Genomic DNA, 17,802 nt, shown 5'->3' on the forward strand with positions numbered 1-17,802 from the left:
CGCTCTAGTGGCACTACTCCCCTAACATTTCATGGTAGATCACCCTGACATTATGCACACTGGGCTCCACTTTCTCTGCCGGTAATAAGCCTGGTAACCTTTGTAAAGTCAGTCTATGGTTTTCATCCCTTAAAAAACAATATGCTTGAGTTAAATATTCAGCTTGATTAATACAAATCAAATCCAAATCGGCTAACACACTAAAAATGCGAATATTGTCTGACCAAGCAGCCAACTCTTTATGCTCGCTAGCATGCGCTAACACTAAGTATTGAGCAATAAATTCAATGTCTACCATGCCACCACAACTTTGCTTCAAATCAAAGGTATCAGGCTGCACTTTTAACAAATGATCGCACATCTTTTTACGCATAACTTTCACATCAGTCGCCAACTGTAGCTTATCTCTTTTCAAACGGATCACTTCACTGCGTATTTCACTGAATCGACTGAGTAAAGCATTATCGCCAAATAAGCACCTTGCTCTAACCAATGCTTGATGCTCCCAAGTATGCGCTTCGTGTTTTTGGTATTCACCAAAACTGTCGATTTCACTCACAAGTAGACCAGACGCACCAGAAGGTCTTAAGCGCATATCCACTTCATATAACTCACCCGATAACGTACGGGTTGAAAATAAATGCAAAATCCGCTGTGCTAATTTAAGATAAAAGCGCCCGACATCAATAGGCTTGTTCCCATCCGTTTGCGCTTGTCCTGGGCAGTTATGTAAAAATACCAAATCGAGATCGGAGCCATAACCAAGCTCAACGCCTCCCGCTTTACCGTAGCCGACAATCGCAAAACCCATTTCCCCTTGTGCTAAATGTGGAGGAGTACCATGACGCCCTTTTAACTCTCTCCATGCTTGAATTACCACTTGTTCAGTGATGGCCTCAGCTAATAAGGTTAAATGATCGCTCACTGCCATCACTGGGAGTATGCCTGTGACATCAGCCGCCGCCACTTTCAATTGTTGAGTGAGCTTAAACTGCCTTAACGCTTCCATTTGTTGCTCTAAATCATCTTCAGGCACCCTAAGTAAATATTGCCGTAATTCGCTAGCATAATCACTTAGAGACGTCGTATGGTATAGCTGAGCAGGATCAATTAACTCATCCAACAACATCGGGAAATGGGCCAATTGCTCGGTGATCCATGGGCTAGCACAACACAATCTCACTAATTGTTGACGAGCACCCAGATTTTCAAACAGCAGTTCTAAATAAGTGGTCCGTGTTAAAATTTTATCTAACACGCTTGATACTGCCGCTAATGCACTTGAAGGGCTGGGCTGAGTAAACAGTTCTGAAAACAACCTTGGCATTAACTTATCAAGGGTTTCACGGCCACGATGACCAATAGTACGATTAGCAATATTATCTCGCCACTGCTCTAATATTGGCCAAAATTGCCCATCATTAATATATTGCTCATCAAACAAGGCTTGCATGTCTTCTTCGGTCTGGGTATGCCAAAGCTGATGGGTCCAGCTTTGATCTATTTCATCTTTATCTTCCCCGCCAATCGTTTCAATGAAGTGCTCGTGTACCGTTTTCATCGCTGCATCAATTTGCGCTTTCAATTGCTCAGGCGTTTGAATGTTCATGCCATAGCATAAACGTTGCCAATTTAGCTCATCTTCTGGCAAAGTTTGAGTTTGCTCATCATTAATCGCCTGTAATAGATTCTCTACTCGACGCAAAAACACATAACTTTTTTTAAGTTCATCAACAGCTAAGTATTCTAATACACCTAGCTGATATAAATTTTCAATGGCTGCAAAAAGGCTTTGCTGCCTTAAACTAGGCTCACGTCCACCACGGATTAATTGAAAGCTTTGTACGACGAATTCAACTTCTCGAATGCCACCAGCTCCTAATTTTATATTGTTAACCAGTGAACGACGGCGCACTTCTTGAGTGATCAGCTGCTTCATTCTGCGCAGCGCGTCAATGGCAGAAAAATCAATATAACGCCGATAAACAAAAGGCCTTAGCATATTTTTTAATACACGGGTATGCTCATTTTCTTCCCCAAGCGGGCGTGCTTTGACCATGGCATAGCGCTCCCAATCACGGCCTTGCTCTTGATAATAATCCTCAAGACCTGAAAAGCTCACCACTAAGGGGCCACTCTCTCCGTAAGGCCTTAGTCGTAAATCAACACGATAAACAAAACCATCGCTAGTCACTTGATGCAGGGCTTTAATGAGCCTTTGCCCTAAACGAATGAAAAATTCCTGATTTTCAAGAGATCTCCGTCCACCTTGAGTAGCACCATGTTCAGGAAAAGTAAAAATCAAATCAATATCAGAGGAGAAATTAAGCTCTTTTCCGCCTAACTTTCCCATGCCTAGAATCAACAAAGATTGCGGCTGTCCCTCGATATCACAGGGAATACCATATTGCTGACACATTTTTTGATGAAGCCAATCTCTTGCTGTAACAACTAACACCTCTGCCAGCATCGATAAGTCCAGTAACGCTTCTTCTAACGCACAATATCCTAAGAAATCTCGCCAAGCGATACACAACATTTTCTTGTTTCTGTAACGCCTTAAAATCCGTTTCAATACTTCTTCATCTTCTACATTTTGCAATAATACTTGCAACTCATTTGCAAACTTATCTCTATTTAAAGTATGCAATTGATCATTCAATAAATCGGCTATCCAATCAGGATGGCGACATATTTGTTCTGCAATAAAATCACTCAATCCCATCACGCGATGCAGCTCTTCTCGCTCAGCATCATTTAATGCGGCAACAACATTTGGCCAACACGACGATAATCGCTGCCAAGCTTCATCAGCGGTTTGTAAAAGAAGTTGAGAGAACAACTTGTTACCTGGTTCAAGCGTGGTCATAATACCCCTAGGGCCTGTTTATATTTCGTGATTAAATTATGTTCAGATAAACGTGTTTTAATCGCGGCGAGAGGTGTGATGCCTAGTCATTCTAAGTGAATGCCTCTCAACAAAGAGTAAAACACGTTTAGCCGAATCTTACGGACAGCGCTTGTCGCTCCTTTTACGGCATTATCGCTTATTTATGGAGAATAACGACACCACAGAAGCTCTGCCTTGTATAAAGAAGCGACAAACTGCAGCAGAAATATTCACCAAAGATACACAGGCCCTAGTACTGTAGACTATCGACATAATATGTCATCAATGGTATAACTGTGCCTCAATCTAACGTGTTAACGACTCATTTTGCATAACTCACTGACTTTATCGTCGGTCATATTGGCATTAGCGTCTCACTCGATTGAATTTATGTTGCCATAGAAAAGAATAAACCAAAAGAGCTGGCCCTTTATTGAACACTTGTTATTCTTTGTACCACAATCATTTTGGCCTATTGTAATTTACATTCGGTATTTTGTATTAAAATACCCATAATCATTAATTTGGAGAAAGCATGGCAAGAATGCTGCTAGGTGTTCTCACCGTCATACTCGCGTTATCGCTAACAGGATGTGGTGATGAAAGACCGGAAAAAATAACCCAGTTTCAAACCTTAGCTCAACAGCGGCTTGATACTCTCGCAAGTATGCTCAATGATGGCCAAATTCGAAACGCCACATTATTGAACCAATATACCAATATATTAGCCAAACAAAAACCCGATCTCGCTCCTCTACTCGCTCAGCTTGCAACGGATGCAACACCTAATGGTCCTTTATTTACCTCACTCACTCGCCGTTTAGTGGCATCGAAAACGGCCGCTAACTATGTGGATTTGGATCAACAGCTTGCTGAAGTAAAAAATATTTATGAAGCGGCCGATCCTGCTCAATATAACGATATGCTCTCCGATCCAGTCAATGTTGTTGCCGATATGTCTAATGGGGAACTTGGACGGGTCAATTCCATTAGCCAAGCCGCATCAAAGTTAGCCAACAACGCCGATGGCAGTGACGGCAATCAATTAGTCGGTAATCCAAGTTATGGCAGCTGGCAAACAGGCTCCAATGGCATGTCGTTTTGGGCTTGGTATGGCATGTATTCCATGTTTTCTAATCTGACTCGCGGTCCGGTTTATTATGATCGTTGGTCAAGTGGCCGAAACTACAGTTATTACAATGATGTCGGTCGCTCTCGTTATACTTCCCCCAAGCAAGCAGCGGCACAAAATAGTACTTATGAGCGAACGAAGAAACAGTTTAATTCTCAAGGACGCAAGTTTGATAGTCCCTATGCCAAAACGCGAACAGGGGGCGCCAGTTTATCACGTCAAAGTACAAGCAGCCCCAAAGCCAGCTCGGTCGGCACTAAAAGCAGCTATTCCAAAACAAAAAGTAGCAGTAAGTTTAATTCAACTTATTCAAAAGACAGTAGCTTTCGTAACTCTAGTAGCCGTACAACCCGTAGTGTTCGTCGGGGCAAATAATTTAAGGAACTAATATGACATTTTTTCAAGACTACGGTTTAACACCAGAATTGGCCGTTATTTTAGCCATTGATTTAACCATTGCTGTCATACTACTGACCTTAATGCGTTATTTACAAGGCTGGAGTATCAATGTAAACAGTCACCATGAACTGGCAGAAAAAGATAATTTTGCCTTTGGGATCAGTACAGCTGGTGGCGTAATGGCATTAGGCATTGTACTGACTGGTGCCATAACGGGTGAAGCGGCTAGTTCTTATTTAATTGAAGCCATTGGCATGACAGCCTATGGGGTATTTGGACTTATTCTCATCAAATTGGGGCGATTGTTACATGATAAAATTGCACTGAATGAAATCAGTAAAAACTCGCTTATCATTAAGGGAAATGTCGCTGTCTCAATTGTTGATGCTAGCGCAGTCATCGCCACAGCTATCATTATTCGCTCTGTCCTTATGTGGGCGGAAGATTTAACCTTAGATACTTTTATTGCTATTTTTAGTGCCTTTATCATTTCCCAACTCATGTTGGTACTATTAACTCGCTGGCGTGAAAACCGTTACGCAAAACGAAATCAAAATGCATCAATGCAAGCAGCGCTTGAACAAGGCGAGATTGCCATTGCCGTTCGCCATGCAGGATATTTGTTAGCCATGGCATTTAGCTTCAGCGCGGCAAGTCATTTTATCGATTATGATCCCCAAGCCTACGTGAATAATTTATTAGGTTGGCTCATTTTCTCCGTCATCATGCTGGTTGCACTTTCGCTCTTGCTGGCACTGGTGAAAAAGTTGGTCCTCGCACGAATTAATCTCACCGATGAAGTTGAAAAACAAAAAAATATTGGTGTTGCAGCTGTCGAGATGGCAATCAGTGTTTCCATTGCCTTAATATTAATGGCATTAATGGCCTAAAACACCACCTGTGGGGCAGTATAAACTGCCCTTTTATTGATCTGTACAGCTTGAGTGAATCATCTTCCTTGACGATAATTGGATAAATTGATGTACGCCAATGTAAACACCCCACAGATAAAAAATCAAAAATTAGCTTGGTTCGATGATGTGTTGTTATTAGGCATCATGGCAGTTCTCGCCGCATGTGGCTTAATTTATGAATATCTACTCTCTCACTATGCTGGCAGGATCCTTGGCGCATTAGAAGCCGCCATTTATACCATGATAGGCCTAATGATAGTCTCCATGGGCATAGGTGCATTCGCCGCACGTAAAATTCGCTGCGCATTTACAGGCTTCGCTGTGTTAGAGCTCATTGTGGCGTTATGCGGCGCACTGGCCATTTTGATCACCGCATCAATTATTGGTTTTAGCCAACAACTGCCTCAGATCATTGCCCACACCTTAGGCTTGCCTGCCGATCAACTGCCAAACGGTGGCTTTATTGGTACTTTTCAAAACCTCAGCCAGTATTTACCTTATGTATGGGGCGTATTACTCGGCTTAATGATAGGCATGGAAATTCCACTTATTGCCCGCGTACGCCAAGCATTATCCGATGAGCACTTACTGCATAATGCAGGCACCATTTATGGCGCTGATTATATCGGGGCTGGTATTGGCGCAGCGATTTGGGTAGGTTTGATGCTCGCCATTGACATCCAACTGGCCGCAGCACTCACAGCCAGCTTTAATTTACTCGCCGGTTTTGTTTTTATCGCTCGATTTTGGCATAAAATTCAATATGCAAAAATATTGCTGGTGGGGCATATCCTCGCCAGTGGCCTACTCCTTATATTGGCTTTACATGGACCTCAATGGGAGCAGGACTTTAATAATTTACTTTATAAAGATAAAGTGATTTACTCAAAAGCCACTCGCTTTCAACAACTCACTTTCACTGAACGCCTAAGAGCCGCACCTCTTGCCCCTGTTTATTCCATGTATATTAATGGCAGATTACAATTTTCCAGTAGTGATGAGCATATTTACCATGCTTTTCTGGTCCACCCCACACTGGCAGCCAGCGCTCGTCACGATAATATTCTCATTATTGGTGGTGGAGATGGCTTAGGCTTACACCAAGTGCTCAAATGGCAACCTAAGCACGTAACATTAGTTGATCTCGATGAAGGGTTAATTGATATTTTTAAAGATCCAGCCACCAGTATCCCTTCTCGGCTTCAACAGGCATTGTTAACGTTAAACGGCAATGCCTTGAATGATCCAAGAGTCAATTTGGTTTTTGATGATGCTTATAATGCCGTCGATAAGCTACTGGCCAAAGGGAGTATGTTCGATGCCATTATTGTGGATCTTCCCGATCCCAGTCACCCTGACTTAAATAAGCTTTACTCTGATGTTTTTTATCGAAAACTAAAAGAATTATTAAGCAGAGATGGTGCTATCACAGTGCAATCAACCTCGCCCTATCATGCCGCGAATGCCTTTATTTCTGTTGGTAACACATTAGAAAGTGCGGGATTCACCGTTAAGCAATACCATCACAATGTGCCCAGTTTTGGCGAGTGGGGCTGGAGTATTGGCACGCTCATGGGCGCAAATGCTCAACAACGCTTACAAAAATTACAACAGCTGCCTGTTGACGACCCTTGGTTGACTCCAGCCCTTATCCACGGCGCTTTTGCTTTCCCGGCACAGTTTTATAAAAATAAAGATCACATAAAAGCGAATATGTTAGGCTCAATGCAGTTATATCAATACCACCAGCAGGCTTGGTTAAATGACCAAGGGGGATAACCTGAAAGGGTATAAAAAAGATCAGTTTAAGCTGGTTTAAGTATATTAACAGTGAGATAGTGCTTGACATATTATGTCACAGTGCTAATCTTTAATTAAGACATAATATGTCATAAGGACAAACATGAATATACACAATATCGCGGATCATCTCAATGCATTAGGTGATAGTAGCCATACGGGTCTGAAATTCGATTGTTACCCTATTGATGGCGAAGTGGATGTGTTGCAAGTCAACATAGTCAACCGCGAAGAGTTACCCATATTTGTATCGGTTACGGATAACCAAATTCTCTGCATTAGTTATTTATGGGGAGAAGATGAAGTCAAACCGGACACACGTTTAGCGATGTTTGAAACCATGTTGGAATTAAATATTCCCATGCCTTTGTCATCATTTGCAAAAGTTGATGATAAATATGTTGTTTATGGTGCACTTTCTGTGCAATCAAGCATGCAAGAAGTAGAACAAGAGTTATCAGTATTGTCTGATAACTGCCTAGAAGTCATCGACGAATTGGTCGACTATTTGAAATAAAGGAGCCTATTATGGGCATTTTAAATAAAATTCTTACTGCGTTTCGTGGCGGTGCCACTGAAGTCGGACAAAGTATCGTAGATGCAAACTCAACTCGTATTTTTGAACAAGAAATACGTGACGCAGAAAAGCATCTGACCAAAGCCAAACGCGATCTCACTGAAGTCATGGCCAAAGAAATGCAAGCTAGCCGTGAAGTTGATCGCTTAAAACGGTCTGTAGCCGAGCATGAAGGTTATGTCGCTCAAGCACTTGAAAAAGGAAATGAAAGCTTAGCATTAGAAGTTGCTGAAAAAATTGCTGGACTTGAACAAGAACTTGCAGAACAACAGTCTGCTAATGAAAGCTTCACTGCTCATGCGACTCGCTTGAAAGAGCTTGTCCGTAAGACAGAGCGTCAAGTCGCTGATTATCAACGTCAGTTAACGATGGTGAAAACCACTGAAAGCGTTCAAAAAGCCACGGCAACAATCACAGATTCTTTTGCAGGCAGCAACTCAAAATTATTAAATGCTAAAGATTCCTTAGAACGTATTAAGGCCCGTCAGCAAAGCTTTGATGATCGCTTACAAGCCGCTGAAACATTAGCAGAAGATAACAATGATAAAGCCTTAAATGATAAGTTAGCAGAAGCCGGAATTGGTGAACAAAAATCCAATGCAAATGCGGTACTCGATCGTATTAAAGCTCGTAAAGGCTAAAGGAGACAGACGTGGGATTTCTAAGTGGCCTCTTTGGCAAAAAAGAAGCACCTAAACGTCAACTCGATCATCCTAACAAGCTGAACAAGGGAGATATGATCTCCCTTGATGATAGCTTTGCTTTGCCCACTCAGCTTCGTGGGCAGCAGCTTAGGGTCGAGACAGTGAATACTTATGAATATGAACGCAAGCAATTTTCTGAGTGGGTTCTAAAAGGACACAGTAACGACGCGATTTTTCTATCATTAGATGAAGACGATGAAACTTATTTGTCTTTATCGGTAAAAGTGACTCGCGAGCAAGTTGAGCAATTATTTGATCTTGATGAATTTGCCAATATTTTTGAACATCCAGGTAAAGCGCAACTCACGACCTTATCCCCTCAGGGCGAATTAGCTATTCAACTTGATAATTGGTATGCAGATGCTTATCATCAGGTCTCTTTCTCGGATCTCGGTTATTTTCATAAGCTTGATTACCGTGGCCAAAAACCGCCACAAGACGAAGAAGGTGAACGAGGCGAAGCCTTTGAGTCTTATCAATTACTGAGTAATGATGAAACCAAAGCGATTGATATAGAAGTTTATGAAGGCGGTGTGACCGACGTCATGCTCACCCTTTATAGACCCTTATCGGATATTCGAGATTATTGGCCAGCTGAGCTATAACTTATTCTATCAAACCTGGTTGCTTAATTGACCGGGTTTGATGGTTTTATTGATACTAAAAGATGATAATGCCATGAGTAAACCTTCATTGCCGCCCCACTGGCAACAAAACCAAAAAGCAGCAAAAGCAACTCAAGTGGCTTTCGATCTCGATGAAAAATTCCAATACTCTATTCGCAAAGCCGCCCTTGATGCAGGCGTTAGCCCCTCAGATCAAATTAGAGATATTTTAGGCCTCAGTGTCACTAAACGACCTAAACGCCCCAGACTCACGGTTTCATTAAGCAGTGAAGATTATGCACTTCTTGCTGAAAAATACCAGCTTCCCATTGATGCTCAACTAGAAATAAAAAAACAAGTTCTCAACGACTTAGTTAAGTTTGTTGATGATGAATAACCCTGCATCTCTAAAAAATAAATAACCGCTTTCAAACGTTTTACATCCGTTAAGTTTGCAGCTTATACTGAAACCCTGCAAAATTTGAAATGGACTTGCTGCATGGATGAAACTGAACGCCGAGTACTGCACAAAACAGAAACGCTAACTCCAATGTTATTAGCAATGATGTTGTTATCATTACTTTCTGTTATTGTTGTTTTAACCTTGGCTTTTGCCAAACTCAATCCTGAAACTCGTTATCTTTTGTTTATTATTGATACCTCTATTTGCATTATTTTTTTAACGCACTTCTTTTATGGTTTTTTTAAATCATACAACAAAACAGATTACCTAAAACACCATTGGATCGATCTCGTTGCCAGTATTCCCGCAGTGGAAGCCTTTCGCTTTGCCAGACTTTTCCAGATCCTCAGAGTGATCCGCTTAATCCGTATGACTCGTTCCTTACTGGTTCCCCTTGTCACTCAACGTAACCAAACGACTCTAGCCGGTTTGTTGGTTGCCATGGTCACCATTTTAACCTTGTCTTCCGTCTTTATGTTGATAGTAGAAAATGGTGTACCAGGTGCCAATATCATTACTGCTGAGGATGCCATTTGGTGGGCCATTGTTACCATATCAACTGTCGGTTATGGTGATTATTATCCCATAACACCATTAGGGCATGTGATTGGCGCTCTCGTGATTATTTGTGGTGTGAGTTTTTTTGGTGTCATTTCTGGGTACATGGCATCCATACTCATCGCCCCAGGCGATCATGAGCAACTCGAAGCCTATGGCAATGAAATGCGGAATGATTTTGAAGATTACTGCTTAAGAGTTGAAGAAACACAAAATAAATTACTGGCTGAAATTAGTGCACTCAAAGACATTATTGAGCAACGAGATCCCAGCCAAAACCAATCCGATAAACTGCCTTAATTTTTTAATATATTATTTAATAATATCAGTTGGATATTACCATATTCAGAGTAAGAGAACAGAGACGCCATTTTAGTCTTTATAATAACGTTGTTCATCTCATTTGGCTGTTGCTCAACACCCTTTTTATCATCAAATGAGACTTGGTCAATCGCTTGTATTAACTGCTTGAACATCGCTTTGCCATTATCTGAAAGATCTTGGATATAAGAAAATACAATTTGTAGCAATTTTAAATGCTGTTGAAAATGATGATATCGATTCACAACATCAGTTATCTCTTCTTCACACAAAGCCTCTTCTAACGCCAACCAGTTCGCTAATCCGACCGTCAAGCATTCATGGACTCTCACTGGATGAGAAGCCAGATCTTGCTGATTAATCATGATGTTCACTTGCTTTTTAAAGTTCGCCAATTTTTCTATATCGCTCAATTGGTGGCGACTTTCAGGATGAATAATGCCAGCTTTCGCCGCTAAAGCATAACCTCGCTTTGCTTTACTGGATTGTCCAAATCGCATTGGGATCTTAGTCAGAAGGTATTCAGCTAGTGTCATTAAACTCTCACTACTACCTGATACCAACTCAAGTTCCAATTCACAAATCAACTCATTAAATGCATCGACATAGATAGATCCCACGTCTAAAGCCACCTCGATCAGACTGTTATTCCAGCGAATATGCCAGCACTGTCTTTGAAAATCAGTACTGAATAAACATTGTAGAGAATCATTTACACATTCAACTTCATTGCTATTTGGCCATATATGACTTGGAAAAAGAGCCAAATTAGGAAAATCTTGATCAATATTTATATTAAATTCGGGTCGATTATGTACCCCGCCGACAACCGTACCAGCCGTCTTAATTGTTTGTTCTCTTTTTAAACCAACCTGCCTTATTCTTAATCCCATATCCCAACGTCGCAATTGTAAGTCTGCCGTGTCGAAATATTGATTCTTCAATGTCACAAAAGGCTTAGCTTCACAGTGAGGTAGATGATTAAACAAGTCTATAATGTTTTTTTTGTTCTGCTGTTGAAACAGTAACTTTAATTCTATTTCCATTGCCATATCACTTTTCACACGCCTTATCATGAAATTTTAATCAAACTGTCATCAAGCATTCATTAGTGTAATATTTTTGTAATATTAACGCCGTAGGATGCGATTTACAGTTATGAAGTAACTCGTTAAAATAAAAACTGGTCCATTAATACAAAAACACAGTTTTAATACGTTGGCGCTTGAGTTAACATGCGCCCGCTTTTTCCAATAATGGAATAACCAAAAATAGGTAAACGGCAATGCCAGTCAACTCTATTTTAGGCGTGTTTGCAAAATCGCCCATAAAGCCTCTACAAGAGCATATCGACAAAGTATATGATTGTTCATCCCTACTTGTCCCATTTTTCGAAGCCACTATGTCAGGAAACTGGGATAGTGCCGTTAAGCTGCGTAAAAAAATTAGCCAGGCAGAAAGAGATGCTGACTCGCTTAAACGTGAGATCCGCTTGAAACTGCCCGGTGGTTTATTTATGCCAGTTGAACGCACTGATTTACTGGAGCTGCTTACCCAGCAAGATAAAATAGCGAATAAATCTAAAGATATCTCAGGCCGAGTCATTGGTCGCGAACTCCTTGTTCCTACTGAGATCCAAACTCCTTTCTTGACCTATCTTACTCGTTGCTTAGACGCAGTGAGTATGGCAAAAGAAGCCATTAACGAACTTGACGACTTACTCGAAACTGGTTTTCGAGGCCGTGAAGTGACTTTAGTTGAAAAAATGATCAGCAAACTTGATAGCATTGAAGAGGATACGGATAGTTTACAAATTAATATTCGTCGTCAACTTTTTGCAATTGAAAGTGAATTGAATCCTATTGATGTGATGTTTTTATATAAGATCATCGAATGGGTAGGTGATTTAGCCGATCTCGCAGAACGCGTTGGTTCTCGCTTAGAGCTTATGCTAGCTCGCGTCTAACAATAAGATTATTAAGGCAGTGACATGGTTGATGTATTAATCACCAATGGCCCGTGGCTAATTGCCATCGCGGCCACATTTGGGTTTTTAATGGCATGGGGTATTGGCGCAAATGACGTCGCCAATGCAATGGGGACTTCTGTAGGCTCTAAAGCAATTACCATTAAACAAGCGATTATTATCGCAATGATTTTTGAATTTGCTGGAGCTTATCTCGCTGGTGGTGAAGTCACCAGTACGATACGTAAAGGGATTATTGATTCAGCATATTTCATTAATGCTCCAGAATTACTTGTCTATGGGATGATAGCCTCCTTATTGGCTGCGGGAATTTGGTTAGTATTGGCTTCTGCGCTAGGCTGGCCTGTATCAACAACTCACTCGATTATTGGTGCCATTATCGGTTTTGCCGCCGTTGGCGTTAGCCCTGACGCTGTAGAATGGGGCAAAGTGGGGGGAATTGTTGGCTCTTGGATTGTCACTCCAGCTATTTCAGGTTTTATTGCCTTTGCTATTTTTCAAAGTGTTCAAAAGCTCATTTTCAATACCGACGATCCATTAAGTAACGCTAAACGCTATGTGCCTTATTACATGGGCTTAGCGGCTTTTGTTATGTCTTTGGTAACCATCAAAAAAGGCTTAAAGCATTTAGGCTTAGACTTTACGAATGGCGAAGCCTATGCCATGGCTGTAGGCTTATCTGCATTGGTTGTTATCGGTGGTATGATTGCCGTTAAACGCCTAAAAATGGATGTGAAAGCCGATCGTCAAACGCAATTTGGGAATGTTGAAAAAGTATTCGCAATCTTAATGGTTGTTACCGCTTGTTGTATGGCTTTTGCACATGGTTCAAATGATGTCGCTAATGCCATTGGTCCACTAGCAGCGGTTGTCTCTGTTGTTCAAAGTGGCGGCGAAATTGGTAGTAAATCGCCGCTTGTGTGGTGGATTTTACCGCTTGGTGGTGTGGGGATCGTCATGGGTCTCGCCATTTTTGGTAAACGTGTGATGAAAACCATTGGTACAAACATTACCCACTTAACACCAAGCCGTGGATTCGCAGCTGAGCTTGCTGCCGCTTCAACCGTTGTTATTGCTTCAGGTACTGGCTTACCTATTTCAACCACACAAACGCTGGTTGGTGCGGTATTAGGTGTCGGTATGGCCCGTGGTATCGCAGCAATCAATATTGGTGTCGTCCGTAATATCGTCGTATCTTGGGTGATCACCTTACCTGCAGGTGCTGGTCTATCAATTATTTTCTTCTTTACCATCAAAGGCGTTTTTAGTTAAGTCTTGAGATAACTAGATAACATCATTGAAATACCTTAGATGCATAGAAGCCTGCTTAGTTAGCAGGCTTCTTTTTTCACACAAACAATTACCAGTATCACTTGCAAACAGCCCACTAAATCCCTAGCATGTCCTCATATATTTAATTGAAGAGAATTCTGAAGTGTTAAGACTCCTGACTTTAGTGGGGTTAATGTTACTCTCCCCAAACCTACTGGCGGCCAATCAAACTCGCTATATCTCTGATGATGTTTATCTTTACCTGCTAGGCGGACCCGGAACACAATATCGCATACTTGGCAGTGTTGAAGCTGGTCAAAGTGTCACTTTTCTATCCGAAACACAAGGTGACTACAGTAAAATTATTGATCCTAAAGGCCGTGAAGGTTGGGTTGAAACCAAATTACTGACAAAAGATGAAAGTTTACGCTTTAAATATCCTAAACTTCAAAAAGAGTTGGAAGAAACAAAAGTTAAACTTGATCAATCATTAAGTTCTAATGACAGCAATACTCAAGAATTAAGTGATGCTAAAGCTCAAATTACTAAATTAAAAGGTATTCTTGAGACAACAACCAATCAGAGAGATGAAGCTAACGCCAAACTTGATCATATTCAAGCAAACGAGCGCTTTGAAATGTGGCAGCAAGGCGGCATTATCGCTGGTATTGGTGTTTTCGTTGGTATCGTACTTGTCTATTTACCAAGACCGAGACGAAAAAACAAAAATAGTTTTAAATCAAGATTTTAAAAAATTTAGCCCCGCTCATTCATAAAAAAGTCAATGCACATGCATTGGCTTTTTTATGCCAGTAAAAAAAACAAAATTACCGCTTGTTCCCCACAATAATTTATCGTTATACTCTCGCTCAAATAATCATATATTGTATACAAAATACAAAAATTAGCCCTAACCCAACAAAAGCGGTGCTTTATCTGGCTACGGGCACACAAATGGAACTTTTCATTATGTTTAAAGCCAGCCAGCTTCTCAACGGTTTCTACGATTCAGCGACACTTGATCAACTTTTTCACGCTATCAGTAATAACTATATTGTCGACGAAGACTCCTATGTATCAGAACTTATCGCTTTAGTCCCCGATGCTGATGATACTCTGCACGCTATCCATTCCCGAGCAGAATCCTTAGTCAAACAAGTTCGCCAATACGACAAGAAAGGACTCACAGTCGGTATTGATGCTTTTTTACAGCAATACAGCTTAGACACACAAGAGGGCATTATACTAATGTGCTTGGCAGAGGCCTTACTCAGAATACCTGACAGTGCCACTGCTGATGCGCTCATTCAAGATAAGTTATCAGGGGCTCAATGGGACGAACATTTACGCCAAAGTGATTCTGTTTTAGTCAATGCCTCCACGTGGGGATTGATGTTAACAGGCAAGATAGTCAAATTGGATAAGAATACCGATGGCCAGCCTAGCCACCTGCTTAACCGCTTAGTCAATCGTATGGGCGAACCTGTGATCCGCCAAGCCATGCTTGCAGCCATGAAAATCATGGGCAAGCAATTTGTATTGGGTCGCAATATTAAAGAAGCATTAAAGAACAGTGACGCGAAACGTAAACTCGGCTATACCCACAGTTACGACATGTTAGGGGAAGCGGCATTAACACAACATGATGCCAAGCAATATTTTCAAGATTACAGCCAAGCTATCAAAGCCTTGGCAGCGAAACGTTTTAATGAAAGCGATGCACCTAGACCCACTATTTCAATCAAATTATCAGCCCTTCATCCACGCTATGAAGCCGCCAATGAAGAACGTGTTCTAACAGAGCTATGTGATACCGTCATCGCACTTATTACCCAAGCTAGAAGCTTAAATATTGGCATTTCTATTGATGCTGAAGAAGCCGATCGGCTCGAGTTATCACTAAAGTTATTCAAACAGCTCTACCAATCAAAGGCTGCCAAAGGCTGGGGATTACTTGGTATTGTTGTGCAAGCTTATTCTAAGCGTGCTCTACCCGTTTTATGTTGGCTAACTCGCTTAGCAAAGGATCAAGGTGATGAAATTCCAGTGAGATTAGTCAAAGGGGCTTACTGGGACAGCGAATTAAAATGGGCGCAAGAAAAAGGCGAAGCAGGTTACCCGTTGTTCACGCGTAAAGCCGGAACAGATATATCTTACCTTGCTTGCGCACGATATTTGCTCTCCGATACAACCCAAGGTGCAATTTATCCTCAATTTGCCAGCCATAATGCACAAACTGTAGCCAGCATTATCCATATGGCAGGTGCGCGTCAATATGAGTTCCAACGCCTTCATGGTATGGGTGAAGAATTATACGATACTCTTTTAGCTGAAAAACACCCCACCAGCGTCAGAATTTACGCGCCTGTTGGCGCTCACAAAGATTTATTGCCCTATTTAGTGCGTCGCTTATTAGAAAATGGAGCAAATACCTCTTTCGTACATAAGCTCATTGACCCTAAAACCCCTATTGATTCATTAATTACTCACCCTATTACTCATCTTAAAAAGCATGCTTCTTTTTCCAACAAAAGCATTGTATTGCCTAAGAATATTTTTGATGATAATCGCCAAAACTCAAAAGGATTAAACCTAAATATTGAGTCTGAATCCACTCCTTTCCTTAATGCTATCAATCAATTTAATCACACGAAGTGGTCAAGCGCCTCGTTAGTGAATGGCAAAGTAATAAAAGGAGACAGCATCGAAGTCACAAGCCCTTTTAATACTCAGTTAACAGTGGGAAAAGTCTGTTTTTCAAATGACGTGGCCATAGAGAATGCCCTCGACAGTGCCAGCAAATCTTTTCATCACTGGTCAAAAACGCCCGTTTCCCAGCGCGCTGATGCACTCAATAAATTAGCCGATTTATTGGAAGAAAATCGATGCGAGCTCATTGCGTTATGCACGCGAGAAGCAGGGAAAAGCATTCAAGATGGTATAGATGAAGTCAGGGAAGCCGTCGATTTTTGCCGCTATTATGCGATTCAAGCCACCAAGATGATGGCAATCCCTCAAAAACTAAATGGCCCCACGGGGGAACTAAATGAACTTTTTCTCCATGGTCGTGGCCTCTTTGTTTGCATTAGTCCTTGGAACTTTCCTTTAGCCATTTTCTTGGGCCAAATCACAGCAGCACTGGCAGCAGGCAATACGGTCATTGCCAAACCTGCAGAGCAAACCTCATTAATCGGCTATCGTGCAGTAGAGCTGGCACATCAAGCAGGGATCCCAACGGATGTATTACAGTTTTTACCCGGCACTGGCTCTACTGTCGGCGCCGCAATTACCAGCGATGAACGCATTGCAGGTGTCTGTTTTACAGGCTCAACCCAAACAGCAAAACAAATTAACATCACACTGGCTCACCGTGAGGGTGCTATCATTCCTCTCATTGCTGAAACTGGCGGTCAAAATGCCATGATCGTCGACTCAACCTCACAGCCAGAACAAGTGGTTAATGATGTCATTGCATCGGCCTTTACCAGTGCTGGACAGCGCTGCTCAGCGTTAAGAGTATTATATTTACAAGAAGATATCGCCGATCGCGTTATCGATGTCATGAAAGGTGCCATGGATGAGCTCAGTATTGGCGATCCGAGTCTCCTAAAAACCGATGTCGGGCCTGTGATTGATGCAACCGCCCAGGCTAACCTTAAGGCTCATATTGATCATATTACGCAAACAGGCCAGATATTAAGATCAGTTTCTCTACCAAAAGCTTGCGATAATGGATACTTTGTTTCACCCACAGCCGTTGAAATAGATTCCATCAAAGTCCTTAATAAAGAACATTTTGGCCCTATATTACACGTCATTCGCTACTCTGCGAATAAACTTAATGACATCATTGATGACATTAACAGCACGGGGTTTGGTCTAACGCTTGGGGTCCACAGCCGTAATGAAGGCCATGCCTTAAACATTGCTGCTCGTGTCAATGTCGGCAATGTGTATATTAATCGAAATCAAATTGGTGCTGTTGTCGGGGTGCAACCCTTTGGCGGACAAGGCCTATCAGGCACAGGGCCAAAAGCAGGAGGGCCACACTATCTCACTCAGTTTATCACAGAGAAAACCCGCACCAACAATATTACTGCTATTGGCGGTAATGCAACACTCTTGTCTTTAGGTGATGGTGATGATTGGCTAGATAAATAATTCCACCCCTGGATCATAA

At 41.6% G+C, this 17,802-nt stretch carries 14 protein-coding genes; 12 read left to right on the forward strand and 2 right to left on the reverse strand.

Translation table 11 applies throughout. The features are described from left to right. Nucleotides 1-13 precede the first annotated feature (13 nt). On the reverse strand, nt 14-2,869 hold the full coding sequence (gene glnE / locus Q0976_RS16095) for a bifunctional [glutamate--ammonia ligase]-adenylyl-L-tyrosine phosphorylase/[glutamate--ammonia-ligase] adenylyltransferase (protein ID WP_299494885.1): 2,856 nt from the start codon (nt 2,867-2,869) through the stop codon (nt 14-16). Between the two features lie 556 nt (nt 2,870-3,425). On the opposite strand from glnE, the gene Q0976_RS16100 reads away from it, so the two are divergent. The 8 genes from Q0976_RS16100 (at nt 3,426) to Q0976_RS16135 (ending at nt 10,342) form a co-directional block, all read left to right on the forward strand. Further along, entirely contained in the window at nt 3,426-4,397 is a 972-nt protein-coding gene (locus Q0976_RS16100; RefSeq protein ID WP_299494886.1) for a hypothetical protein, read from the forward strand. 14 nt (nt 4,398-4,411) lie between these two features. Then, the gene (locus tag Q0976_RS16105; RefSeq protein ID WP_299494887.1) at nt 4,412-5,311 is read left to right on the forward strand and encodes a DUF350 domain-containing protein; all 900 of its coding nucleotides are present in this window, start codon (nt 4,412-4,414) and stop codon (nt 5,309-5,311) included. A 90-nt stretch (nt 5,312-5,401) separates the two neighbouring features. Continuing rightward, nucleotides 5,402-7,114, forward strand: a complete 1,713-nt coding sequence (locus Q0976_RS16110) for a polyamine aminopropyltransferase (RefSeq protein ID WP_299494888.1) — start codon at nt 5,402-5,404, stop codon at nt 7,112-7,114. Between the two features lie 124 nt (nt 7,115-7,238). Continuing rightward, complete coding sequence (locus tag Q0976_RS16115; RefSeq protein ID WP_299494889.1) at nt 7,239-7,652, forward strand: DUF2170 family protein; 414 nt, start codon at nt 7,239-7,241, stop codon at nt 7,650-7,652. A gap of 11 nt (nt 7,653-7,663) precedes the next feature. Continuing rightward, the gene (locus Q0976_RS16120; protein WP_299494890.1) at nt 7,664-8,353 is read left to right on the forward strand and encodes a PspA/IM30 family protein; all 690 of its coding nucleotides are present in this window, start codon (nt 7,664-7,666) and stop codon (nt 8,351-8,353) included. 11 nt (nt 8,354-8,364) lie between these two features. Further along, complete coding sequence (locus Q0976_RS16125; RefSeq protein WP_299494891.1) at nt 8,365-9,021, forward strand: hypothetical protein; 657 nt, start codon at nt 8,365-8,367, stop codon at nt 9,019-9,021. Nucleotides 9,022-9,094: 73 nt separating this feature from the next. Beyond that, a complete protein-coding gene (locus Q0976_RS16130) occupies nt 9,095-9,418 on the forward strand; it encodes a hypothetical protein (RefSeq protein ID WP_299494892.1) in 324 nt (107 codons plus the stop codon). Between the two features lie 102 nt (nt 9,419-9,520). Beyond that, a complete protein-coding gene (locus Q0976_RS16135; protein ID WP_299494893.1) occupies nt 9,521-10,342 on the forward strand; it encodes a potassium channel family protein in 822 nt (273 codons plus the stop codon). On the opposite strand, the gene Q0976_RS16140 is transcribed toward Q0976_RS16135, so the two are convergent. Next, nucleotides 10,339-11,409 carry a CYTH domain-containing protein gene (locus Q0976_RS16140; protein ID WP_299494894.1) on the reverse strand — a complete coding sequence of 357 codons (1,071 nt, stop codon included), beginning with the start codon at nt 11,407-11,409 and terminating at the stop codon, nt 10,339-10,341. The genes Q0976_RS16135 and Q0976_RS16140 overlap by 4 nt on opposite strands. A 239-nt stretch (nt 11,410-11,648) precedes the next feature. Here Q0976_RS16140 and Q0976_RS16145 point away from each other — a divergent pair, with 239 nt between their 5' ends. From Q0976_RS16145 to putA, 4 genes are all read left to right on the forward strand, one after another. Further along, nucleotides 11,649-12,329, forward strand: a complete 681-nt coding sequence (locus Q0976_RS16145; protein WP_299494895.1) for a TIGR00153 family protein — start codon at nt 11,649-11,651, stop codon at nt 12,327-12,329. Nucleotides 12,330-12,353: 24 nt separating this feature from the next. After that, on the forward strand, nt 12,354-13,622 hold the full coding sequence (locus Q0976_RS16150; RefSeq protein WP_299494896.1) for an inorganic phosphate transporter: 1,269 nt from the start codon (nt 12,354-12,356) through the stop codon (nt 13,620-13,622). Nucleotides 13,623-13,785: 163 nt separating this feature from the next. Beyond that, complete coding sequence (locus Q0976_RS16155; RefSeq protein ID WP_299494897.1) at nt 13,786-14,373, forward strand: TIGR04211 family SH3 domain-containing protein; 588 nt, start codon at nt 13,786-13,788, stop codon at nt 14,371-14,373. A gap of 203 nt (nt 14,374-14,576) precedes the next feature. Next, entirely contained in the window at nt 14,577-17,783 is a 3,207-nt protein-coding gene (gene putA, locus Q0976_RS16160; protein ID WP_299494898.1) for a bifunctional proline dehydrogenase/L-glutamate gamma-semialdehyde dehydrogenase PutA, read from the forward strand. Nucleotides 17,784-17,802: the final 19 nt, after the last annotated feature.

The sequence above is a fragment of the uncultured Shewanella sp. genome, from assembly GCF_947501665.1.
Taxonomy (GTDB): domain Bacteria; phylum Pseudomonadota; class Gammaproteobacteria; order Enterobacterales; family Shewanellaceae; genus Shewanella.